The following is a 20,018-nucleotide window of genomic DNA, read 5'->3' as shown; positions in this document are numbered from 1 at the left end:
CATGCGCCGTCACGGCCTGATGCACCCCAAGGGCGCAGCACGCGTAGTGGCCCTGATCCTCGCGATCGGCGTGATCGCGGGCTTCAGCTCCACCTACCTGGTCCAAGCAGGAATGCCGGGCTGGCTGATCCTCCTGCTCACAGTCCTCGCCCTCCTGATCCCGATCATCGCCGCCACCAAGTCCTCCAAAAAAGGCGACTGACCAGCAGCAACGACCACGGCGCCCGCCAAACCGAGCGCCGTGCCTTGCGGCGTAGCCGTGCAGTGGGCGGCGAAGCCAGCTTGCCTTGCGGCCGAAGGCCGTGCCTGTATTCGCGCAGCGAATAGCCCACGTCGATAAGCCCTCACCGGCGGGTTCTCAGCGGCTTCCTCGCGAGGACGGCTTTTTTCCTCGTGGCGGAGCCACTTGGAAAAAAGATCCCGCAGCGAGGAAGCCGCTGAGGTTCCGCTACCCGGACACCCAAGCAACACGAGCCGTGGAAGCAATCCCTAAAGCCGACCTTCCGCGCACCACAGCAACCACACGCCCAACCCGGGAAGGCTCTAAAACCCGACGCCCCACGCCAAGCCGAGCGAGACTCCACAACCCAACCCCCACGTCAAGCCGGCGAGGCTTCAACCAACCCCCACGTCAAGCCGGGGAGACTCCAAACCCCGCACCCAACTAGGCCCGATAGACTAAGCGCCGTGACTTTCACGCTTCTTCCTGCTGTTGACGTGGCCGATGGTCAGGCTGTCCGCCTGGTCCAGGGTGCGGCCGGTACCGAGACTTCCTACGGGGATCCGTGGGAGGCCGCGTTGGCCTGGCAGCGCGCGGGCGCTGAGTGGATCCACTTGGTGGATCTCGACGCCGCGTTCGGCCGTGGTTCGAACCGGGAGTTGTTGGCGGACGTGGTGCGGCGGCTGGACGTGCGGGTGGAGCTTTCGGGCGGCATCCGCGATGACGAGTCGTTGAAGGCGGCGTTGGCGACGGGCTGCGACCGGGTGAACTTGGGCACGGCTGCTCTGGAGGACCCGGAGTGGGCGGATCGTGTCGTGGCCGAGCACGGGGATCAGGTCGCGGTGGGTTTGGACGTGCGGATCACGGAGCAGGGCCACCGGTTGGCCGCGCGCGGCTGGACTCGCGACGGTGGTGATCTGTGGGAGGTGCTGGCCCGGTTGGACGCGGCGGGGTGCCGTCGTTACGTGGTCACGGATGTGAGCAAGGACGGCACGTTGCAGGGCCCGAATTCGGAGCTGTTGCGCGAGGTGTGCGCCCGCACGGACGCGCCGGTCGTTGCCTCCGGCGGTGTGTCCAGTGTGGACGATCTGCGGGCGTTGGCGGAATTGGCGCCGCTGGGCGTGGAGGGTTCCATCGTCGGCAAGGCGTTGTACGCGGGGAACTTCACGTTGGAAGAGGCCCTCGCGGCCGTGTCCTGATCGGACCGGTGCCCGGCGGTGGCCGACTCCGCCGCCGGGCGCACCGGGTGCGCCCGGCTTCGCGCGGGCGGCCTACCCTGGGGGCATGGGCGTCGCGGTGCGAGTGATCCCCTGCCTGGACGTGGATGCCGGGCGGGTCGTCAAGGGTGTCAACTTCACGAACCTGGTCGACGCGGGCGATCCCGTCGAGCTGGCGAAGACCTACGACGCGGAGAGCGCCGACGAGCTCACCTTCTTGGACGTGACGGCGTCGTCGTCGGACCGCGAGACGACGTTCGACGTAGTGCGCCGGACCGCGGAGCAGGTGTTCATCCCGTTGACCGTCGGTGGCGGTGTGCGCAGCCCCGATGACATCAACCGCTTGCTGCGCGCGGGCGCGGACAAGGTCAGCTTGAACACGGCCGCCATCGCCCGCCCGGAGCTGCTGCGGGAGTCCTCGCACCGGTTCGGCGCGCAGTGCGTGGTGCTGTCCGCCGACGCCCGCCGGGTGCCGGAGGGGGAGCGGCCGACGGCGTCCGGTTTCGAGGTCACCACGCACGGCGGCAGGCGCGGCACGGGCATCTGCGCGGTGGAGTGGGCGCAGCGGGCGCAGGAGCTCGGCGTGGGCGAGATCCTGCTGAACTCGATGGACGCCGACGGCACCAAGGCCGGTTTCGACTTGGAGCTGATCCGCGCGGTGCGCGCCCGCGTCGACGTGCCGCTGATCGCCAGCGGTGGCGCCGGTGCGGTGGAGCACTTCGCGCCCGCGGTGCACGCCGGTGCGGACGCGGTGCTGGCGGCCAGCGTGTTCCACTTCGGGCAGTTGCGGATCAGCGAGGTCAAGGCGGCGATGCGCGCGGAAGGGATCACCGTCCGATGAGCGAACTCGACCCGGCGATCGCGGGCAGGCTCAAGCGCAACGCCGAGGGGCTGGTCGCGGCTATCGCGCAGCAGCGCGGCACCGGTGAGGTGCTGATGATGGCGTGGATGGACGACGAGGCGCTGCACCGCACCCTCACGACGCGCCGCGGCACCTACTTCTCCCGCAGCAGGAACGCGTACTGGGTGAAGGGCGAGACGTCGGGGCACGTGCAGCACGTGCACGAGGTGCGGTTGGACTGCGACGGCGACACCGTGCTGCTGGTGGTGGACCAGGAGGGCGCCGCCTGCCACACCGGCGACCACACCTGCTTCGACGCCGACGTCCTGCTGCCCGCCGCGTCGTCGGAGTAGCTTCGCGCGGTGGAGCCGCCGCGCCTCCGTCGCCGCCCTGCGGCGCTACTCGCCTGGCTCGTCGGTTCTGGACCGAGTTCCGGCGCCCGTCAGATGTCGAGGTCTCCCGTGAGGTAGCGCTGGAGGTTGGGTCCGACGGTGGCGACGATGGTCCGGTGGTCGGCGGAGGCGAGGGGTTCGAGCTCCACCACGTAGCGGGCCATGCCCAGCCCGATGATCTGGGAGGCGGCCAGCGAGGCCCGCAGGTCGGGGTTGTCCATGTCCAGCGCCCTGGCGAGCTTGTCGATGATCACGATTGCGACGAACTCGCGCAGCAGCCGCACCGCCGTGCGGTGGGAGGCGACGCTGCGCACCAAGGCGGCGAACGCGCCGCCGCCCGCTTCGTCCCAGGCCGACAGGAAGCGGTGCAGGATGCGTTCGGCGAGCTTCTCCCGATCCCCGGCGAGCAGCTCCGGGAGGAGGACAGCCGGGTCCACCGGGATGCGCACGGCGGCGGTGAACAGGGATTCCTTGCCGCCGAACCAGTGGTTGACCATCGCCGGGTCCACGCCTGCGCGGGTGGCGATGACCCGCACCGTGGCGTCGTTGTAGCCGTACTCGGCGAACACCTCGCGGGCAGCGTCGATCAGGGCCGCGCGGGTGTCCTGCCCGCCGGGCCTGCGCCCGCGCCGCTTCGGGCCGCTGTCGTCGGAGGTGCCGCTGCTCACCCCGCCATCCTTGCCGCTGCCCGGTGCCCGTCGCAAAAAAGGCCCGTCGTGGGCGGGGCGTCCTGACCGCTGCGACGGCGCGGAGGCGGTGTCGGCACAATGATGGGCATGGTTGGCGACGGCGACATCGGCTGCATCACCCCGGACCGCACGGAATTCCGCGAGCTCGCCGCCGGGCGGCGGGTCATCCCCGTGGTGCGGCGGCTGTTGGCCGACGACGAGACCCCGCTGGGGGTGTACCGGAAGCTCGCGGGTGATCGCACGGGCACGTTCCTGTTCGAGTCCGCGGAGAACGGGCGTTCCTGGTCGCGCTGGTCCTTCGTGGGGGTGCGCAGCGCGGCGGCGCTGACGGTGCGCGACGGCGAGGCGTGCTGGACGGGCACGCCGCCGGTGGGGCTGCCGGAGGGCGGCGATCCGCTGGAGGCGCTGCGGGAGACGGTGCGGTTGCTGCGCACCGATCCGTTGCCGGGCCTGCCGCCGTTGACGGGGGGCATGGTCGGCTACCTCGGTTATGACGCGGTGCGCCGTCTGGAGCGGTTGCCGGAGCTCACCGAGGACGACTTGAAGATCCCCGAGCTGGTGATGCTGCTGGCCACCGACTTGGCCGCGCTGGACCACCACGAGGGCACGATCACGCTCATCGCGAACGCGGTGAACTGGGACGACAGCCCGGAGCGGGTGGACGCCGCCTACGACGACGCGGTGCGCAGGCTCGACGAGATGACCGAGCGGCTGTGCACGCCGTCGGAGCCGACGGTCGCCGCGTTCTCCCGGCCGGCGCCGGACTTCACGCGCCGTCGGACCCCGCAGGAGCACTACGCGGCGGTGGAGTCGGCGAAGGAGGCCATCCGTTCCGGCGAGGCGTTCCAGGTGGTCGTCTCGCAGCGCTTCGAGATGGAGACCAGCGCCGACGCGCTGGACGTCTACCGCGTGCTGCGCACCACCAACCCCAGTCCGTACATGTACCTGCTGCGGATGGCGGACCCGGAGGGCGGCCCGCCGTTCGACATCGTCGGGTCCAGCCCGGAGTCGCTGGTGACGGTCCGCGACGGGCAGGCGACGACGCATCCCATCGCGGGCACCCGCTGGCGCGGCGCGGACGAGGACGAGGACGCGCGGCTGGAGAAGGAGCTCAGCAACGATGAGAAGGAGCGGGCCGAGCACTTGATGCTCGTCGACCTGGGCCGCAACGACCTGGGCCGGGTGTGCCGTCCCGGTTCGGTGCACGTGGTGGAGTTCTTCCGCATCGAGCGCTACAGCCACGTGATGCACCTGGTCTCCACGGTCACCGGCACCCTCGGGGAGGACCGCACCGCGTTCGACGCGGTCACGGCGTGCTTCCCGGCGGGCACCTTGTCGGGGGCGCCGAAGCCGCGGGCGCTGGAGCTGATCGAGGAGCTGGAGCCGACGCGCCGCGCCCAGTACGGCGGGGTGGTGGGGTACCTGGACTTCGCCGGGGACGCCGACACGGCCATCGCGATCCGCACCGCGCTGGTGCGCGACGGGGTGGCGTACGTGCAGGCGGGCGGCGGCATCGTCGCCGATTCGGATCCGGTGGCGGAGGACCAGGAGACGCTGAACAAGGCGAAGGCCGTGCTCAACGCGATCGCGACGGCGCAGACGTTGCGCCCGCCGGCGGCGGCGGAGGAGCCGGTGGCGCGGCCGGGCGTGCAGGAGCGGGTTTGACCGCCCCGGAGGCGGCCGAGCCGCGCACGACGTCACCGCGGCTGCTGTGGTCGGTGATCCTGCTGCTGGTGGGGAGCGCGGGGCTGCTGTGGTGGGCGAGCGCCCTGAACTGGGTGTCCCGGCCGTACCGCACCCCGTTCTCCGGGGACGTCGAGTCCGCGGCGACGGGGGCGGCGGTGCGCCCGGAGCTGGTGCCGCTGGCGTTGGCGGCGCTGACGGCGGTGGCGGCGGTGCTGGCGACGGGTGGCTGGCTGCGCCGGATCATCGGCGCGCTGACCCTGCTGGGCGGGGTGCTGCTGGCGTGGCGGGCGGTGACCTGGCAGTTCGGTGCCTCGTCGGAGTACGTCGCGACGGACGTGCCCGGTGGCAGCGAGCCCGTCGGGGAGTTGTCGCGGGCGCCGTACGGGCCGCTGCTGATGCTGCTGGCGGCGCTGGCGCTGTTCGGCGCGGGGCTGCTGGTGGCGTGGCGGGCGAGCCGGTTGCCCGCGATGGGCGCGAAGTACTCCGCTCCGGGCGCGGAACGGCCGAAGTCGGCGGATCCGGACAAAAGGCTCTGGGATGCCCTGGACGAGGGAGCGGACCCGACGGATGAGCGATAGCGCCGCACCTACCGTGGTCCCGGCACCAGGCCGGGTACATCCGGGTGGTGGCGGGGGGTCCCGCGATCGGACCTGGCAAGGGACGAAGGTCCTTGCTGTGCAGGGACGTTGTACCGACCCCTTGGCGAGAGGCCGCACCGCACGGGGTTAGCATCGGCCATGCGAACGGCACGGCGGGAAGGGGAGTGTCGTGATCGAGCGCTTTGAGTTGTTCTGCGCGGAAGACGGTTTTCGAGACCTGCGGGCGAGTGTTCGGGGCACGCGTGACGAGGTGTTCGAGTGAGCGTTCTGGAATCCATCATCGAGGGCGTTCGCGAGGACATGGCTGTCCGCGAGTCCGCCGTTCCGTTCGACGAGATCAAGCAGCGGTCGGCCGCGGCACCACCGCCGCACGACGCGCTGGCGGCGCTGCGCGCGCCCGGTGTCGGCGTCATCGCCGAGGTCAAGCGGCGCAGCCCTTCCAAGGGCGAGCTCGCTGAGATCGGCGAGCCCGCCGACCTGGCCGCGGACTACGCGGCGGCGGGCGCGCGGGTGATCAGCGTGCTGACCGAGCAGCGCCGCTTCGGCGGTTCGCTGGCGGACTTCGACGACGTGCGCGCCAAGGTCGGGGGCACGCCGCTGCTGCGCAAGGACTTCATCGTCAGCCCGTACCAGGTGCACGAGGCTCGCGCGCACGGCGCGGACATGGTGCTGCTGATCGTGGCAGCGCTGGAGCAGAACGCGCTGGAGGCCCTGCTGGACCGGGTCGAGTCGCTGGGCATGACGGCCCTCATCGAGGTGCACACCGCCGAGGAGGCGGACCGTGCGCTGGAGGCGGGGGCGAAGGTCATCGGGATCAACGCGCGCAACCTGCACACCTTGGACGTGGACCGGGAGGTGTTCGGGCGGATCGCGCCGGGACTGCCGCCGGACGTGCTCAAGGTGGCCGAGTCCGGTGTGCGCGGCCCGAGCGACCTGATGGCGTACGCGGGTTCCGGTGCGGACGCCGTGCTCGTCGGTGAGGGCTTGGTGACCAGTGAGAACCCGCGGGTCGCGGTGACTCAGCTGGTGACCGCCGGGTCGCACCCGGCGTGCCCGCGCCCCAGCCGCTGAGTTCCGTTCCGCGCCCCGATCCCGGTTCCGCCGGTGTCGGGGCGCCGGTTTCGGGAACCCGAGGTGCGCGGTGGTGTACGTGCCTGCCCGGCGTTGCGGGGGGTGCGGGTGTCACCTGGTACCGGCGATTCGGCCGGTGTTCCGGGTTCTGAGGACGATTGGAGAGGTGACCCTGATGGCGACGGTGCACGACGCGCAGCACGATCGCGCGCATCGGCCGGGCCGTCCGGTGCCCGAAGGGCATGATCCGGATGAGCGGGGCCATTTCGGTCCTTACGGCGGCCGGTTCATGCCGGAGGCGTTGATCGCGGCGCAGGACGAGCTGACCGCTGAGTACGAGAAGGCGCAGCTCGACCCGGAGTTCACCGACGAGCTGGCGCGGCTGCTGCGGGACTACGCGGGGCGCCCGTCGCTGCTCACGGAGGCGAAGCGGTTCGGCGAGCACGCGGGCGGGGCGCGGATTCTGCTCAAGCGCGAGGATTTGAACCACACCGGCTCACACAAGATCAACAACGTGCTGGGGCAGGCGCTGCTGGTCAAGCGGATGGGCAAGAAGCGCGTCATCGCCGAGACCGGTGCCGGTCAGCACGGCGTGGCGACCGCGACGGCCTGCGCGCTGCTCGACCTCGACTGCGTGATCTACATGGGCAAGGTCGACACCGAGCGCCAGGCGTTGAACGTGGCGCGGATGCGGTTGCTCGGCGCGGAGGTCCGCCCCGTCGCGAACGGTTCGGCGACGCTCAAGGACGCGATCAACGAGGCGCTGCGGGACTGGGTCGCCAGCGTCGAGGACACCCATTACCTGCTGGGCACGGCCGCCGGGGCGCACCCGTTCCCGGTGATGGTGCGCAACTTCCACAAGATCATCGGCGAGGAGGCGCGCGAGCAGTCCCTCGAGAAGTTCGGCGGCCTGCCGGACGCGGTGGTCGCCTGCGTCGGCGGCGGCTCCAACGCCATCGGCATCTTCCACGGCTTCATCGACGACCCGGGCGTGCGCCTGGTCGGCTACGAGCCCGCGGGGCACGGCCTCGACAGCGGTGAGCACGGCGCGACCTTGAGCAAGGGCACGCCCGGCACGCTGCACGGCGCCCGCTCGTACCTGCTGCAGGACGACGACGGGCAGATCACCGAGGCCTATTCGATCTCGGCGGGCCTGGACTATCCCGGCGTGGGGCCGGAGCACTCGTACCTCAAGGACGCCGGCCGCGCCGAGTACCGCGCCGTCACCGACGACGAGGCGATGCAGGCGTTCAAGCTGCTCTCCCGCACCGAGGGCATCATCCCGGCCATCGAGTCCGCGCATGCCCTCGCGGGCGCGCTGGAGCTCGGCAAGGAACTCGGCCCGGACGCCACGTTGCTGGTGAGCCTGTCGGGCCGGGGCGACAAGGACATGGACACGGCCGCGAAGTACTTCGGCCTCGTCGACGAGTCCGGCGAGACCGTCGCGGACGACGCAGTGGGGGAGGCGGCCCGGTGAGCCTGCACGAGGTGTTCGCGGCCTGCCGCGACGAGGACCGCGCCGCGCTGGTCGGCTACCTGCCCGCGGGGTATCCCACGGTGGCGGGTTCGCAGGAGCTGCTGGCGGGGATGCTCGGCGGCACCGACGACGCGCCGGGCTGCGACATCGTCGAGGTCGGCGTCCCTTACTCCGACCCGGTCATCGACGGTCCGACCATCCAGGCCGCGGGGGACGTGGCGCTGCGCGCGGGGTTCCGCATCCGGGACCTGTTCGACGTGGTGTCCTCGGTCGCCGAGGCGGGCAGGCACGCGGTCGTGATGACCTACTGGAACCCGGTGCACCAGTACGGCCCGGACGCGTTCGCCCGCGACCTGAAGGCGGCGGGCGGCCTCGGGGTGATCACCCCGGACCTCGTCCCGGACGAGGCCGACGACTGGATGGCCGCCTCCGACGCGCACGGCGTGGACCGGATCTTCCTGGTCGCCCCGTCGTCCACGGAGCAGCGGCTGGCGATGACGGCGAAGGCCAGTTCCGGTTTCGTCTACGCCACCTCGGTGATGGGCGTGACGGGTGCTCGCGCCACCGTCGGCGACAAGGCGGAGAGCCTGGTCCGGCGCACGCGCGCGCACACGGACCTGCCGATCGGCGTTGGCCTCGGGGTCCGTTCCGGCGAGCAGGCCGCGGAGGTCGCGAAGTTCGCCGACGGCGTCATCGTCGGCTCGGCCTTCATCGACCGCGCCGAACGAGAGGGCGTCGACGGCGTCCGCGAGCTCGCCGCCGAGCTGGGCCGAGGCGTCCGCTCCCGCTGACCACGGCGGTAGGCGGTTGTCCTGTCAGCGGCGAAGCCGCTGAGCAGCGACCACGCACGCAAGCCGACCAGCAGCGGGTTCTCGGTCGTCTTCTCGCGAGGACGGCTTTTTCCCTCGTGGCGGAGCCACTTGGGAAAAAGATCCCGCAGCGAGAAGACGACTGAGGTTCCGCCACCCGACCACCAGCGCAGATCTCCCCGGGAAAGCCCCAGCACTCGGAACGTCCGATGGGGACCGATACGGTGGGCGCGTGAGCGCGCACAACCTCGCTGCCTCGGCGACCTCGTTCCTGGCGAACATTCCCAGCCCTCCGCAAGGGGTCTGGCAGATCGGCCCGGTGCCGTTGCGCGCGTACGCGCTGTGCATCATCGCCGGGATCGTCGTGGCGATCCTGTGGGGTGATCGGCGCTGGCAGGCGCGCGGTGGCCGCAAGGGCCTGGTCACCGACATCGCGGTGTTCGCCGTGCCGTTCGGCCTGGTCGGCGGACGGCTCTACCACGTCGCGACGGACTGGTACAAGTACTTCGGTCCGGGGCGCGATCCGCTGGACGCGCTGAAGGTCTGGGAGGGCGGCCTCGGCATCTGGGGCGCGGTCGCGCTGGGCGCGGTCGGCGCCTGGATCGGCTGCCGCAGGCGCGGGGTGCCGCTGGCGGCGTTCGCCGACGCGATCGCTCCGGCGCTGGTCACGGCGCAGGCCATGGGCCGGTTGGGGAACTGGTTCAACCAGGAGCTCTACGGCAGCCCGACGACGGTGCCGTGGGGCTTGGAGATCTACCGGCGCATCGACCCGGAGACGGGCATGGCGGACCAGATCTACGGGCACGCCATCGACCAGGCCGCGCCGCTCGCGGTGGTGCATCCAACGTTCCTGTACGAGCTGCTGTGGAACCTGCTGGTGGCCGTGCTGATCGTGTGGGCGGACCGGAAGTTCCGGATGGGCCGTGGCCGGGTGTTCGCGCTCTACGTCGCGGGCTACACGGCGGGCCGGGTGTGGATCGAGATGATGCGCACCGACGAGGCCACGCACCTGCTGGGCATCCGCATCAACGTGTTCACCTCGTTGATCGTGTTCGCGCTGGCCGTGATCTACCTGCTGGTGGTGCGCGGCAAGAGGGAAGACCCGGCGTCGCTGCGCGGCAAACCCCTGCCCGGCGACGACGACTACGGCGTGGAGCCGCCCGCCGACGGCGAGTCCGGCGGGACGGCTTCCGCCACCGAGGACGACCGCCCCTCGGGGTCCGGCGCGTCGAAGGCCGAAGCCGACCCGGACCCGCCGGAGCGGGAGGACTCCGCTGCGGACGAGCGCCCGAAGCAGGCCTCGGCCACGGCGGTCACCGACAAGAAGCCGGACGAGACCGAGGACAAGTAGCCCTCCGCCGAGCCGAAGAACGGCCGTGCCACCGAACCCCGGCGGCACGGCCGTTTTGCGCGCTACGACCTAGACGCGAGCGGCCGAAGGCAGCGCAGCGGGACGGGCGAAGCCACGTCTGCCTGGCGGCCGAAGGCCGTGCCTGATTCGCGAAGCGAATAGCCCACGTCGAGAAGCCGACCACCGGCGGGTTCTCAGTCGGTCTCTCGCGAGGACAGCTTTTTCCCTCGTGGCGGAGCCACTTGGGAAAAAGATCCCGCAGCGAGAGACCGACTGAGGTTCCGCTACCCGCCCACCTCAGACGAACGACCGGCTCCCCCACCCCGAACAGGAGCGACAACCGGGGAACCGTCGGGACCAGTGAGGACGGTGGCTCGGGCGTCGTAGTGGTCGGTGAGCACGGCGGGGGTGAGCACTTCGGCGGGTGTGCCGTGCACGGCGACGCGGCCGTCGGCGAGCAGCAGCAGGTTCTCGGCGTACTGCGCGGAGATCGTCAGGTCGTGCAGGGTCGTGACGACGGTGGTGCCGAGTTCGCGGCGCAGTTCGTCGACGAGGTCCAGCAGCGCTTGGGCGTGGCCGATGTCGAGGCCGGTGGTGGGTTCGTCGAGCAGCAGCACTCCGGCGCGCTGCGCCAGCGCCCGCCCGAGCACGGCTCGTTGCCGTTCCCCGCCGGAGAGCTCGGTGAGCGGGCGGGTGGCGAGCCGGGTCAGGTCGAGGCGTTCCAGGATTCGCCCCACCACTTCCCGGTCGGTGCGTCCTTCGCGGCCGAGCGGCCCGAGGTGCGGGGTGCGGCCCAGCAGCACGTAGTCGGTGACGGTGAGTCCTGGTGGCAGCTGCGGGATCTGCGGGGCGTAGCCGAGCAGCCGGGCCCGTTCCCGGCGTCCGGTGTCGTGCAGCGGGCGTCCGCCGATGAGCACGGTGCCTTCGTGGCGCAGCAGGCCGGCGATGGCTTTGAGCAGGGTGGACTTGCCGGAGCCGTTGGGGCCGATGATGCCGAGCCAGCCGCCGCCGGGGACGTGCGCGGAGATCTCGGTCAGCACGGTGCGCCGCCGGTATCCGGCGGTGAGGTCGCTGATCCGCAGATCGTTCACGCGCGCCTGCTCCGCTGCAGCAGCACCGCGAAGAACGGTGCTCCGGTGAACGCGGTGATCACGCCGAGGGGCAGTTCGGCGGGGGCGAGCGCGGTTCGCGCGAGCACGTCGGCCAGCACCAGGAAGGCGCCGCCGAACAGCAGCGACAGCGGCACGATGATGCGGTAGGTCCCGCCGAAGGCCAGCCGCACGAGGTGCGGTACGACGAGCCCGACGAATCCGATCAGCCCGGCCACGGACACGGCGGCGGCGGTGGCCAGCGATGCGGCCACCAGCACCACGGCGCGGGCCCGGCCGGGGTGCACGCCGAGCGAGGCGGCCTCTTCGTCGCCGGTGCCGAGCAGGTCCAGCAGCCGCCCGCAGGCGCACAGCACGGCTCCGGAGACGAGCAGCAGCGGCAGCACCAGCAGCACGTCCGACCAGCCCGCGGTGCTCAACCGGCCCAAGATCCAGAGGTAGACCTGTTGCAGGCTCTCCAGCCGCAGCTGCTGCAGGAAGGTCTGCCCGGCGGCGAGGAAGGCGCCGACGGCGACTCCGGCGAGCACCAGCGTCGCCGCGTCGTTGCCCGCGGAGCGCCCCAGCAGCCAGGTCAGCGCCACGCCGCCGAGCGCTCCGGCGAACGCGGCTGCTTGCGCCGCGCCGGGCGCCGATCCGGCCTGCGGCAGCATGGTGATCACGAGCGTCACCCCGAGCCCGGCGCCGCCGGCCGCGCCGAGCAGGTACGGGTCGGCCAGCGGGTTGCGGAACACGCCTTGGAAGGCGGCGCCGGACACCCCGAGCGCGGCCCCGACCAGGGCTCCGAGCACGGCGCGCGGCACTCGCAGCCGCCAGAGGATCGCGGCTTCCCGCTCGGACAGCGGCGAGTGCCCGCCGGTGAGCTGCGCCCAGATCTCCCCGAGTACCCGCGTCCACCCGAGGTCGGCGGCCCCCAGCAGCACCGAGCCGAGCAGTGCCAGCAGCAGCGCCGCGACTCCCGCCAGCAGCGGGCCCGGCCGCAGCCGCGAGCTCAAGGACGCTGGGTGCGGGCCACGGTGTCGCTGACCGAACGCACCAGGTCGACCACGCGCGGTCCCCACCGGCCGGCGATGTCGTCGTCGAGGGCGATGACGCGGTTCTCCCGCACGGCGGTGAGCGTGTCCCAGCCGGGCCGGGTGGCGGCGGACTGCGGGGTGGCGCCGCAGCACTTCGCGTCGGCCAGGAAGATCAGGTCGGGGTCGGCCTGCACGATGCGTTCCTGGGCGAGCTGCGGGAAGTCGTTGCCCGCGCCGCCCGCTTCGTCGGCGATGTTGGTGAGGCCGAACAGCCGGTACACGCCGCCGATGAAGCTGTGCGAGGTGGTGGTGTAGAAGTCCGGGCTGACTTCGTGGAAGTAGCTCAGCGGCTCCGGCGGCTTCGGGGTGTCGGCGACGATCTTGGCGATGTCGTCGCGCATCCGCCGCGTCACGTCGTGGGCCTGCCTGCTGTGCCCGGTGGCCTGGCCGAGGGTCTCGATCTGCGCGTACGCCTCGTCGAGGGACGCCGCGGACGGCGTGACCAGCACGGGGATCTCCAGCTCGTGCAGTCCTTCGACGAGCTTGCCGGCGCCTTCGGGGGCGATGACGAGGTCCGGGTCGTGGCCGGCGACGGCCGCGGCGTCACTGGTGAGGCCGTTGAGGTCGGTGCGCGGCGCGTGCTGCGGGAAGTCGGAGAACTGGTCGGTGGCCTTGACCTGCTCGCCGGCGCCGATGGCGTAGAGCGATTCGGTGGCGGTGGGGCTCAGCGACACGATGCTCTTGGGCTGCTGGGGCAGCGTGACCGGTTCCTGGCCTTCGATGGTGATCTGCGCGGGGAACGCGGCGGCCGGGTCTTCGACCGGGGCTTCCGGTGCGGGCGACGGTGTGCGCGTGGCGCACGAGGTGCCGGCGAACAGCAGGGCCAGCACGGCCAGCAGCAGGGCGGGAATGCGGCGGAACCCGAGCATGACGTCCTCGTGGTCGGGCCGGTGCGCCACGTGTGCGCGCCGGGTGCGGTGGCTGGCGGCGACGCCGCGCGCGAACGCACCGGAATTCGCTGCCACGAGCGCCCCGAGCTGGAAAGATACCAGGAACTGATCGTCGCTCGCGGACGCCGGGTGCGCACCCCGGCCGTCGACCTGCGCGGGGTGGCGCCGTTCGCCGGGAAGTCGGAATATTCACGTCGGCGGAGAGCTGACTTGCGGTGCTGCTTCCGGGTATCGTGCTTGTTAAGGTTCGACGAACTCCGGTCGTGGCAAGGGTGCCCGTCGTGGCCTGGTGCTTGAAGAATCCGACCGCTCCGCCCGCCGGAACGGCGGTGCTCTCCGCTGGAGCCGACGCGGTCCACCGCAGCGTTCCGGCTCGCCGACCGGACCTGCTTTCGCCGAGTGCGGTGCCCTTGCCCGGCTCGGCCGATCATCCGTCCAGCGCCGGACGCCCACGCGGGCCAGCGTCGTCCCGTGCCCGGAAGAGATCATCGCGCGCTTCGCGGTGTTCTCCCAGCACGAGAACCGACGAGGGAGGTTTGCGCAGTGGTCTTCTCTGCCTTTCCCGCCACGCAGGGTCTGTACGACCCCGCTGCCGAGCACGATTCCTGCGGTGTCGCCATGGTGGCCGACGTCCAGGGCCGTCGTTCGCACGGCATCGTGGCCGACGCGTTGACCGCACTGGCGAATCTCGATCACCGCGGGGCCGCTGGGGCGGAACCGACCAGCGGTGACGGTGCGGGGCTGCTGGTGCAGCTGCCGGACGAGCTGCTGCGCTCATGTCCGGGTTTCGACCTGCCGGAGCCGGACGGGGCGGGCCGGGCGCGCTACGCCGCGGGCATCGGGTTCCTGCCGGTGGATCCGCAGCGCCGCGCGGCGGCGGTGTCCCTCGTGGAACGCCTCGCCGCCGAGGAGGGGCTGCGCGTGCTGGGCTGGCGGGATGTGCCGATCACGCCGGAGCGCGCGGGGGTCGGCACGACCGCGCTGGAGTGCATGCCGCACTTCTCGATGCTGCTGGTCGAGGGCCTCGCGGGCGAGGCCGGGCTGGAGCTGGACCGCTTGGCGTTCTGCCTGCGCAAGCGCGCCGAGCGGGAGTCGGCTCGGTCGGGCGCCGAGCTGTACTTCGCGTCGCTGTCGGCGCGCACCTTGGTCTACAAGGGGATGCTCACCACCGAGCAGCTGCCGCTGTTCTTCCCGGACCTCACCGATGAGCGGCTGGCGTCGGCGATCGCGGTGGTGCACAGCCGCTTCTCCACGAACACCTTCCCGTCGTGGCCGCTGGCGCACCCGTTCCGCTACATGGCGCACAACGGCGAGATCAACACGATCCGCGGGAACCGGAACCGGATGCGGTCGCGGGAGGCGCTGCTGGCCTCCGACGTGATCCCCGGCGACCTGTCCCGGCTGTACCCGATCTGCGCCGACGACGGTTCGGACTCGGCCTCGTTCGACGAGGTGCTGGAGCTGCTGCACCTGGGCGGGCGGAGCCTGCCGCACGCGGTGCTGATGATGATCCCGGAGGCGTGGGAGAACCACGCCGAGATGGATCCGAAGCGCAAGTCGTTCTACCGGTTCCACGCGGGCCTGATGGAGCCGTGGGACGGGCCCGCCTGCGTCACGTTCACCGATGGTTCGCTGGTGGGCGCGGTGCTGGACCGCAACGGGCTGCGCCCGGCGCGGTGGTGGCGCACCGCCGACGACCGCGTGGTGCTGGCCAGCGAGTCGGGTGTGCTGAACCTGAAGCCGGAGGAGGTCGTCGCGAAGGGCCGGTTGCAACCGGGCCGGATGTTCCTGATCGACACCGAGCAGGGCCGCGTCGTCGACGACGACGAGATCAAGACGGCGCTGGCCGAGCAGCACGCCTACGAGGAGTGGCTGCACGCGGGCCAGTTGAACCTGGGGCAGCTCGCGGATCGCGAGCACGTGGTGCAGAGCCACGAGTCGGTGGTGCGCCGCCAGCTCACGTTCGGCTACACCGAGGAGGAGCTGGCGCTGCTGCTGGCGCCGATGGCCTCCGGTGGCGCCGAGCCGCTGGGCTCGATGGGTTCGGACACGCCGCAGGCCGCGCTCTCGCAGCGCTCCCGGCTGCTCTACGACTACTTCGTGCAGCACTTCGCGCAGGTCACGAACCCGCCGCTGGATGCGATCCGGGAGGAGATCGTCACGTCGGTGGCGCGTGTGATGGGGCCGGAGCAGAACCTGCTGGAGCCCGTCGCGGCGTCCTGCCGGCATGTCGTGCTGCCCACCCCGGTGATCGACAACGATGAGCTGGCGAAGCTCATCCACATCAACTCCGACGGGGACCTGCCCGGTTTCGCCTGCACCGTGCTCTCCGGCCTGTACGAGGCCGGCGGTGGTGGCGAGGCGTTGGCCGAGGCCGTCGAACGGGTGCGCCAGGAGGCTTCCGAGGCGATCAGCGCGGGCGCACGGGTACTAGTGCTCTCCGATCGGGATTCCGATCACCGGATGGCGCCGATCCCGTCGTTGCTGCTGGTCTCCGCCGTGCACCACCACTTGGTGCGGACCAAGGAGCGGTTGAAGGTCGCGCTGGTGGTGGAGAGCGGCGACGCCCGCGAGGTGCACCACATCGCCGCGCTGCTCGGGTTCGGCGCCGCCGCGGTCAACCCGTACCTGGCCTTCGAGACGATCGAGGACATGATCTCGACGAGCCAGATCACCGGTATCCGGCCGCGGGTGGCGATCCGCAACTACGTGCAGGCGCTGGTCAAGGGCGTGCTGAAGGTGATGTCGAAGATGGGCATCTCCACCGTCGGCGCTTACACGGCCGCGCAGATCTTCGAGTCGGTGGGCTTGTCGAAGGAGCTCGTCGCGGAGTACTTCACCGGCACCGGCACCCAGCTCGGCGGGGTCGAGCTGGAGGTGCTGGCCGAGGAGGTCGCGCAGCGGCACCGCCGCGCCTACCCGGAGAACCCGACCGAGCGGGCGCACCGCAGGTTGGAGGTCGGCGGCGAGTACTCCTACCGCCGCGAGGGTGAGTTGCACCTGTTCTCGCCGGAGATGGTGTTCCTGCTCCAGCACGCCACGAAGACCCGAAAGGTCGAGGCGTACCGGTCCTACACCGCCGAGTGCGACCGGCTGGCCCGCCAGGGCGGCACGTTGCGCGGCATGTTCGAGCTCAGCAGCGGCCGGGAGCCGATTTCGATCGACGAGGTCGAACCGATCTCGGAGATCATGAAGCGGTTCGCGACCGGCGGCATGAGCTACGGCGCGATCTCCGCGGAGGCCCACGAGACGCTCGCCATCGCGATGAACCGCATCGGAGGCCGCTCCAACTCCGGTGAGGGCGGGGAGGACGCCGACCGGCTCTACGACGACGAGCGCCGCTCCGGCATCAAGCAGGTCGCCTCCGGCCGGTTCGGCGTGACCAGCGAATACCTGGTCAACGCCACCGATGTGCAGATCAAGATGGCGCAGGGCGCGAAGCCGGGCGAGGGCGGTCAGCTGCCCGCGCACAAGGTGTACCCGTGGATCGCGAAGACGCGGCACTCCACGCCGGGCGTCGGGTTGATCTCGCCGCCGCCGCACCACGACATCTATTCGATCGAGGACCTCGCGCAGCTCATCCACGACCTGAAGAACGCCAACGACCGGGCGCGGGTGCACGTGAAGCTGGTCAGCTCGGTCGGCGTGGGCACGGTCGCGGCGGGTGTCAGCAAGGCGCACGCCGACGTGGTGCTCATCTCCGGCCACGACGGCGGGACCGGTGCGGCGGCGCTGACCTCGCTCAAGCACGCGGGCACGCCGTGGGAGATCGGGCTGGCCGAGACGCAGCAGACGTTGCTGCTCAACGGCCTGCGGGACCGGATCACGGTGCAGGTCGACGGGGGCATGAAGACCGGCCGCGACGTGGTGATCGCGGCGCTGCTGGGCGCCGAGGAGTACGGCTTCGCGACCGCCCCGCTGGTCGTCGAGGGCTGCGTGATGATGCGCGTCTGCCACCTCGACACCTGCCCGGTGGGCGTGGCCACCCAGAACCCGGAGCTGCGCCAGCGCTACACGGGCCAGGTCGAGCACGTGGTGAACTTCTTCGAGTTCGTCGCCGAGGAGGTCCGCGAGCACTTGGCGCGGCTCGGCTTCCGCACCTTGGACGAGGCGATCGGCCAGGTCGGCGCGCTGCGCACCGATGAGGCCGTGGAGCACTGGAAGACGACGGGCCTGGACCTGACGCCGGTGTTCGCGGAGCCGGAGGCGCCGCATTCGCCGGTGCGCCGGCGGGTGCGCGAGCAGGACCACGGGCTGGAGCACGCCCTGGACCGCACGGTGATCCAGCTGGCGGAGGCGGCGCTGGAGGACGCGCACCCGGTGCGGCTGCGGCTGCCGGTGCGCAACGTGAACCGGACCGTCGGCACCTTGCTGGGCGCGGAGGTCACCCGCCGCTTCGGCGGCGACGGCCTTCCCGACGACACGATCCACGTGGAGCTGGAGGGTTCGGCGGGCCAGTCGCTGGGCGCGTTCCTGCCGCCGGGCGTGACGCTGGAGATGATCGGCGACGCCAACGACTACGTCGGCAAGGGCCTGTCCGGGGGGCGCGTGGTGGTGCGTCCCGATCCGGCTTCGGCGTTCGCCGCGGAGGACCAGGTGATCGCGGGCAACGTGATCGGCTACGGCGCCACGGCGGGCGAGCTCTTCCTGCGCGGGCAGGTCGGTGAGCGGTTCTGCGTGCGCAACTCGGGTGCCACGGCCGTCGCCGAGGGCGCCGGGGACCACGCCTTCGAGTACATGACGGGCGGTCGCGCCGTGGTGCTCGGCGGTACCGGGCGCAACGTCGCGGCGGGCATGTCCGGTGGCATCGCCTACGTGCTGGACCTGGATCCGGTGCGGGTGAACACGGCGATGGTGGACGTGCAGCAGCCGACGGCGAAGGACCTGCGCTGGCTGCACGACGTCGTGCGGCGCCACCACGAGTGCACCGGTTCCACGGTGGCGGCGTCGCTGCTGGGCGATTGGACGCGGCGCTCGGCCGCGTTCGCGAAGATCATGCCGCGCGACTACGCGCGGGTGCTGGAGGCGATGCGGCTGGCCCGTTCCGAGGGCCGCGACGTCGAAGAGGCGATCATGGAGGCGTCCCGTGGCTGACCCGAAGGGTTTCCTGAAGTTCTCCCGGGCCGAGGCCCCGAAGCGCTCCTACGACGAGCGGCTCGGCGACTGGCGCGAGGTCTACGCGGCACTGTCCACATCGGACCGAAAGGCGGAGGTGTCCACGCAGGCCGCGCGCTGCATGGACTGCGGCATCCCGTTCTGCCACTCCGGTTCCGCGGGCTGCCCGCTGGGCAACCTCATCCCGGAGTGGAACGACCAGGTCCGCCGCGGCCACTGGGACCAGGCGAGCGAGCGGCTGCACGCGACGAACAACTTCCCCGAGTTCACCGGCAAGCTCTGCCCGGCCCCCTGCGAGGCGGCGTGCGTGCTGGCGATCTCCCCGGACGCCGGGGGAGCGGTGACGATCAAGCGGGTCGAGGAGACCATCGCGGAGGTCGGCTGGGAGCACGACCAGGTGCAGCCGCAGCCCGCCGAGGTCGGCACCGGCCACCGGGTGGCCGTCGTCGGTTCCGGGCCCGCGGGGCTCGCCGCGGCCCAGCAGCTCACCCGCGCCGGGCACGAGGTGACCGTCTACGAGCGCGACGACCGCCTCGGCGGCCTGCTCCGCTACGGGATTCCCGAGTTCAAGATGGAGAAGTCCGTCCTGGACCGCCGGTTGGGGCAGATGCGCGCCGAGGGCACCAGGTTCGTCACCGGCTGCGAGGTCGGCGCCGACGTGACGGTGCCGCAGCTGCGGGCGGACCACGACGCGGTGGTCCTCGCGGTGGGCGCGCTGCGCGGCCGGGACGACCGCGCGGTGCCCGGCCGGGACCTCGACGGCGTGCACTTGGCGATGGAGCACCTGGTGCCGGCGAACAAGGAGGTCGAGGGCGACGGCCCGACGCCGATCTCCGCGCGCGGCAAGCACGTCGTCGTCATCGGCGGCGGCGACACCGGTGCCGACTGCTACGGCACCGCGACCCGCCAGGGCGCGCTGAGCGTGACGCAGCTCGACCAGTACCCGCAGCCGCCGACGCGGCGCGACGACGACCTGTCGCCGTGGCCGACGTGGCCGTACGTGCTGCGCACCTACCCGGCGCACGAGGAGGCGGGGGAGCGGAAGTTCGCCGTCGCCGTGGAGGAGTTCGTCGGCGACGACGAGGGCCACGTGCGCGCGGTGCGGCTGCGCGAGGTGCGCGTGGAGCGCGACGCCGACGGCAAGCGGCAGGTCGTGCCCGTCTCCGACGCCCCGCAGGAGCTGCCGTGCGACCTGGCGCTGCTGGCGATCGGTTTCGAGGGCGTGGAGCACATGCCGCTGCTCGACGGCCTCGGCATCGAGCTGTCCGGTCGCGGCACCATCGGCTGCGGCTCCGACTGGGAGACCTCCGCGCCGGGCGTGTTCGTCTGCGGTGACGCGCACCGCGGGGCGTCGCTGGTGGTGTGGGCGATCGCGGAGGGCCGGTCGGTGGCGAACGCGGTGGACGCGCACCTCACCGGTGCCTCCGACCTGCCGTCCCCGGTGCACCCGACGGCGCTGCCGCTGGCGGTGGTGTAGCC

16 protein-coding genes are annotated in these 20,018 nt (G+C 71.6%); 12 read left to right on the top strand and 4 right to left on the bottom strand.

Annotated features, from left to right (window positions below):
- Nucleotide 1: 1 nt before the first annotated feature.
- From BJ969_RS20960 to hisI, 4 genes are all read left to right on the top strand, one after another.
- Nucleotides 2-202 carry a hypothetical protein gene (locus BJ969_RS20960; RefSeq protein WP_184481252.1) on the top strand — a complete coding sequence of 67 codons (201 nt, stop codon included), beginning with the start codon at nucleotides 2-4 and terminating at the stop codon, nucleotides 200-202.
- A 485-nt stretch (nucleotides 203-687) separates the two neighbouring features.
- Nucleotides 688-1,419, top strand: a complete 732-nt coding sequence (gene priA / locus BJ969_RS20955) for a bifunctional 1-(5-phosphoribosyl)-5-((5-phosphoribosylamino)methylideneamino)imidazole-4-carboxamide isomerase/phosphoribosylanthranilate isomerase PriA (RefSeq protein ID WP_184481250.1) — start codon at nucleotides 688-690, stop codon at nucleotides 1,417-1,419.
- 85 nt (nucleotides 1,420-1,504) lie between these two features.
- On the top strand, nucleotides 1,505-2,278 hold the full coding sequence (gene hisF / locus BJ969_RS20950) for an imidazole glycerol phosphate synthase subunit HisF (RefSeq protein ID WP_184481247.1): 774 nt from the start codon (nucleotides 1,505-1,507) through the stop codon (nucleotides 2,276-2,278).
- The gene (gene hisI, locus BJ969_RS20945) at nucleotides 2,275-2,631 is read left to right on the top strand and encodes a phosphoribosyl-AMP cyclohydrolase (RefSeq protein WP_184481245.1); all 357 of its coding nucleotides are present in this window, start codon (nucleotides 2,275-2,277) and stop codon (nucleotides 2,629-2,631) included. The genes hisF and hisI overlap by 4 nt, the downstream gene beginning before the upstream one ends.
- A gap of 89 nt (nucleotides 2,632-2,720) precedes the next feature.
- Here hisI and BJ969_RS20940 read toward each other — a convergent pair whose 3' ends face one another.
- Nucleotides 2,721-3,338, bottom strand: coding sequence for a TetR/AcrR family transcriptional regulator (locus BJ969_RS20940; RefSeq protein WP_184481243.1), 618 nt, complete (start codon nucleotides 3,336-3,338; stop codon nucleotides 2,721-2,723).
- A 108-nt stretch (nucleotides 3,339-3,446) separates the two neighbouring features.
- On the opposite strand from BJ969_RS20940, the gene BJ969_RS20935 reads away from it, so the two are divergent.
- The 6 genes from BJ969_RS20935 (at nucleotide 3,447) to lgt (ending at nucleotide 10,352) form a co-directional block, all read left to right on the top strand.
- Entirely contained in the window at nucleotides 3,447-5,024 is a 1,578-nt protein-coding gene (locus BJ969_RS20935; protein ID WP_184481241.1) for an anthranilate synthase component I, read from the top strand.
- Nucleotides 5,021-5,623: a Trp biosynthesis-associated membrane protein gene (locus BJ969_RS20930; RefSeq protein WP_184481239.1), complete on the top strand. Its 603-nt coding sequence runs from the start codon at nucleotides 5,021-5,023 to the stop codon at nucleotides 5,621-5,623. Before BJ969_RS20935 ends, BJ969_RS20930 begins: the two co-directional genes overlap by 4 nt.
- Nucleotides 5,624-5,902: 279 nt before the next feature.
- On the top strand, nucleotides 5,903-6,715 hold the full coding sequence (trpC, locus tag BJ969_RS20925) for an indole-3-glycerol phosphate synthase TrpC (protein ID WP_184481237.1): 813 nt from the start codon (nucleotides 5,903-5,905) through the stop codon (nucleotides 6,713-6,715).
- A gap of 175 nt (nucleotides 6,716-6,890) precedes the next feature.
- Nucleotides 6,891-8,192, top strand: a complete 1,302-nt coding sequence (gene trpB / locus BJ969_RS20920; RefSeq protein WP_221315895.1) for a tryptophan synthase subunit beta — start codon at nucleotides 6,891-6,893, stop codon at nucleotides 8,190-8,192.
- Entirely contained in the window at nucleotides 8,189-8,983 is a 795-nt protein-coding gene (gene trpA, locus BJ969_RS20915) for a tryptophan synthase subunit alpha (protein WP_184481235.1), read from the top strand. The genes trpB and trpA overlap by 4 nt, the downstream gene beginning before the upstream one ends.
- Before the next feature lie 250 nt (nucleotides 8,984-9,233).
- The gene (gene lgt / locus BJ969_RS20910; protein WP_184481233.1) at nucleotides 9,234-10,352 is read left to right on the top strand and encodes a prolipoprotein diacylglyceryl transferase; all 1,119 of its coding nucleotides are present in this window, start codon (nucleotides 9,234-9,236) and stop codon (nucleotides 10,350-10,352) included.
- Nucleotides 10,353-10,636: 284 nt separating this feature from the next.
- Here lgt and BJ969_RS20905 read toward each other — a convergent pair whose 3' ends face one another.
- The 3 genes from BJ969_RS20905 to BJ969_RS20895 are packed head-to-tail and all read right to left on the bottom strand — an operon-like array spanning nucleotide 10,637 to nucleotide 13,499.
- Entirely contained in the window at nucleotides 10,637-11,443 is an 807-nt protein-coding gene (locus tag BJ969_RS20905) for an ATP-binding cassette domain-containing protein (RefSeq protein WP_184481231.1), read from the bottom strand.
- Nucleotides 11,440-12,453, bottom strand: coding sequence for a FecCD family ABC transporter permease (locus tag BJ969_RS20900; protein ID WP_184481229.1), 1,014 nt, complete (start codon nucleotides 12,451-12,453; stop codon nucleotides 11,440-11,442). The genes BJ969_RS20905 and BJ969_RS20900 overlap by 4 nt, the downstream gene beginning before the upstream one ends.
- The gene (locus BJ969_RS20895) at nucleotides 12,450-13,499 is read right to left on the bottom strand and encodes an ABC transporter substrate-binding protein (RefSeq protein WP_343071518.1); all 1,050 of its coding nucleotides are present in this window, start codon (nucleotides 13,497-13,499) and stop codon (nucleotides 12,450-12,452) included. Before BJ969_RS20895 ends, BJ969_RS20900 begins: the two co-directional genes overlap by 4 nt.
- A gap of 468 nt (nucleotides 13,500-13,967) precedes the next feature.
- Between BJ969_RS20895 and gltB the strand changes: the two genes are divergently transcribed.
- Nucleotides 13,968-18,518 (top strand): glutamate synthase large subunit, encoded by a 4,551-nt coding sequence (gene gltB, locus BJ969_RS20890; RefSeq protein WP_184481227.1) that lies wholly within the window; start codon nucleotides 13,968-13,970, stop codon nucleotides 18,516-18,518.
- Nucleotides 18,511-20,016: a glutamate synthase small subunit gene (locus BJ969_RS20885; protein WP_184481225.1), complete on the top strand. Its 1,506-nt coding sequence runs from the start codon at nucleotides 18,511-18,513 to the stop codon at nucleotides 20,014-20,016. The genes gltB and BJ969_RS20885 overlap by 8 nt, the downstream gene beginning before the upstream one ends.
- Nucleotides 20,017-20,018 lie beyond the last annotated feature (2 nt).

The sequence above is a fragment of the Saccharopolyspora gloriosae genome (assembly GCF_014203325.1).
Classification (GTDB): Bacteria; Actinomycetota; Actinomycetes; order Mycobacteriales; family Pseudonocardiaceae; genus Saccharopolyspora_C; species Saccharopolyspora_C gloriosae.
The sequence above is the reverse complement of the archived record's forward strand: the minus strand, read 5'-3'. Positions and strand labels throughout refer to the sequence as shown.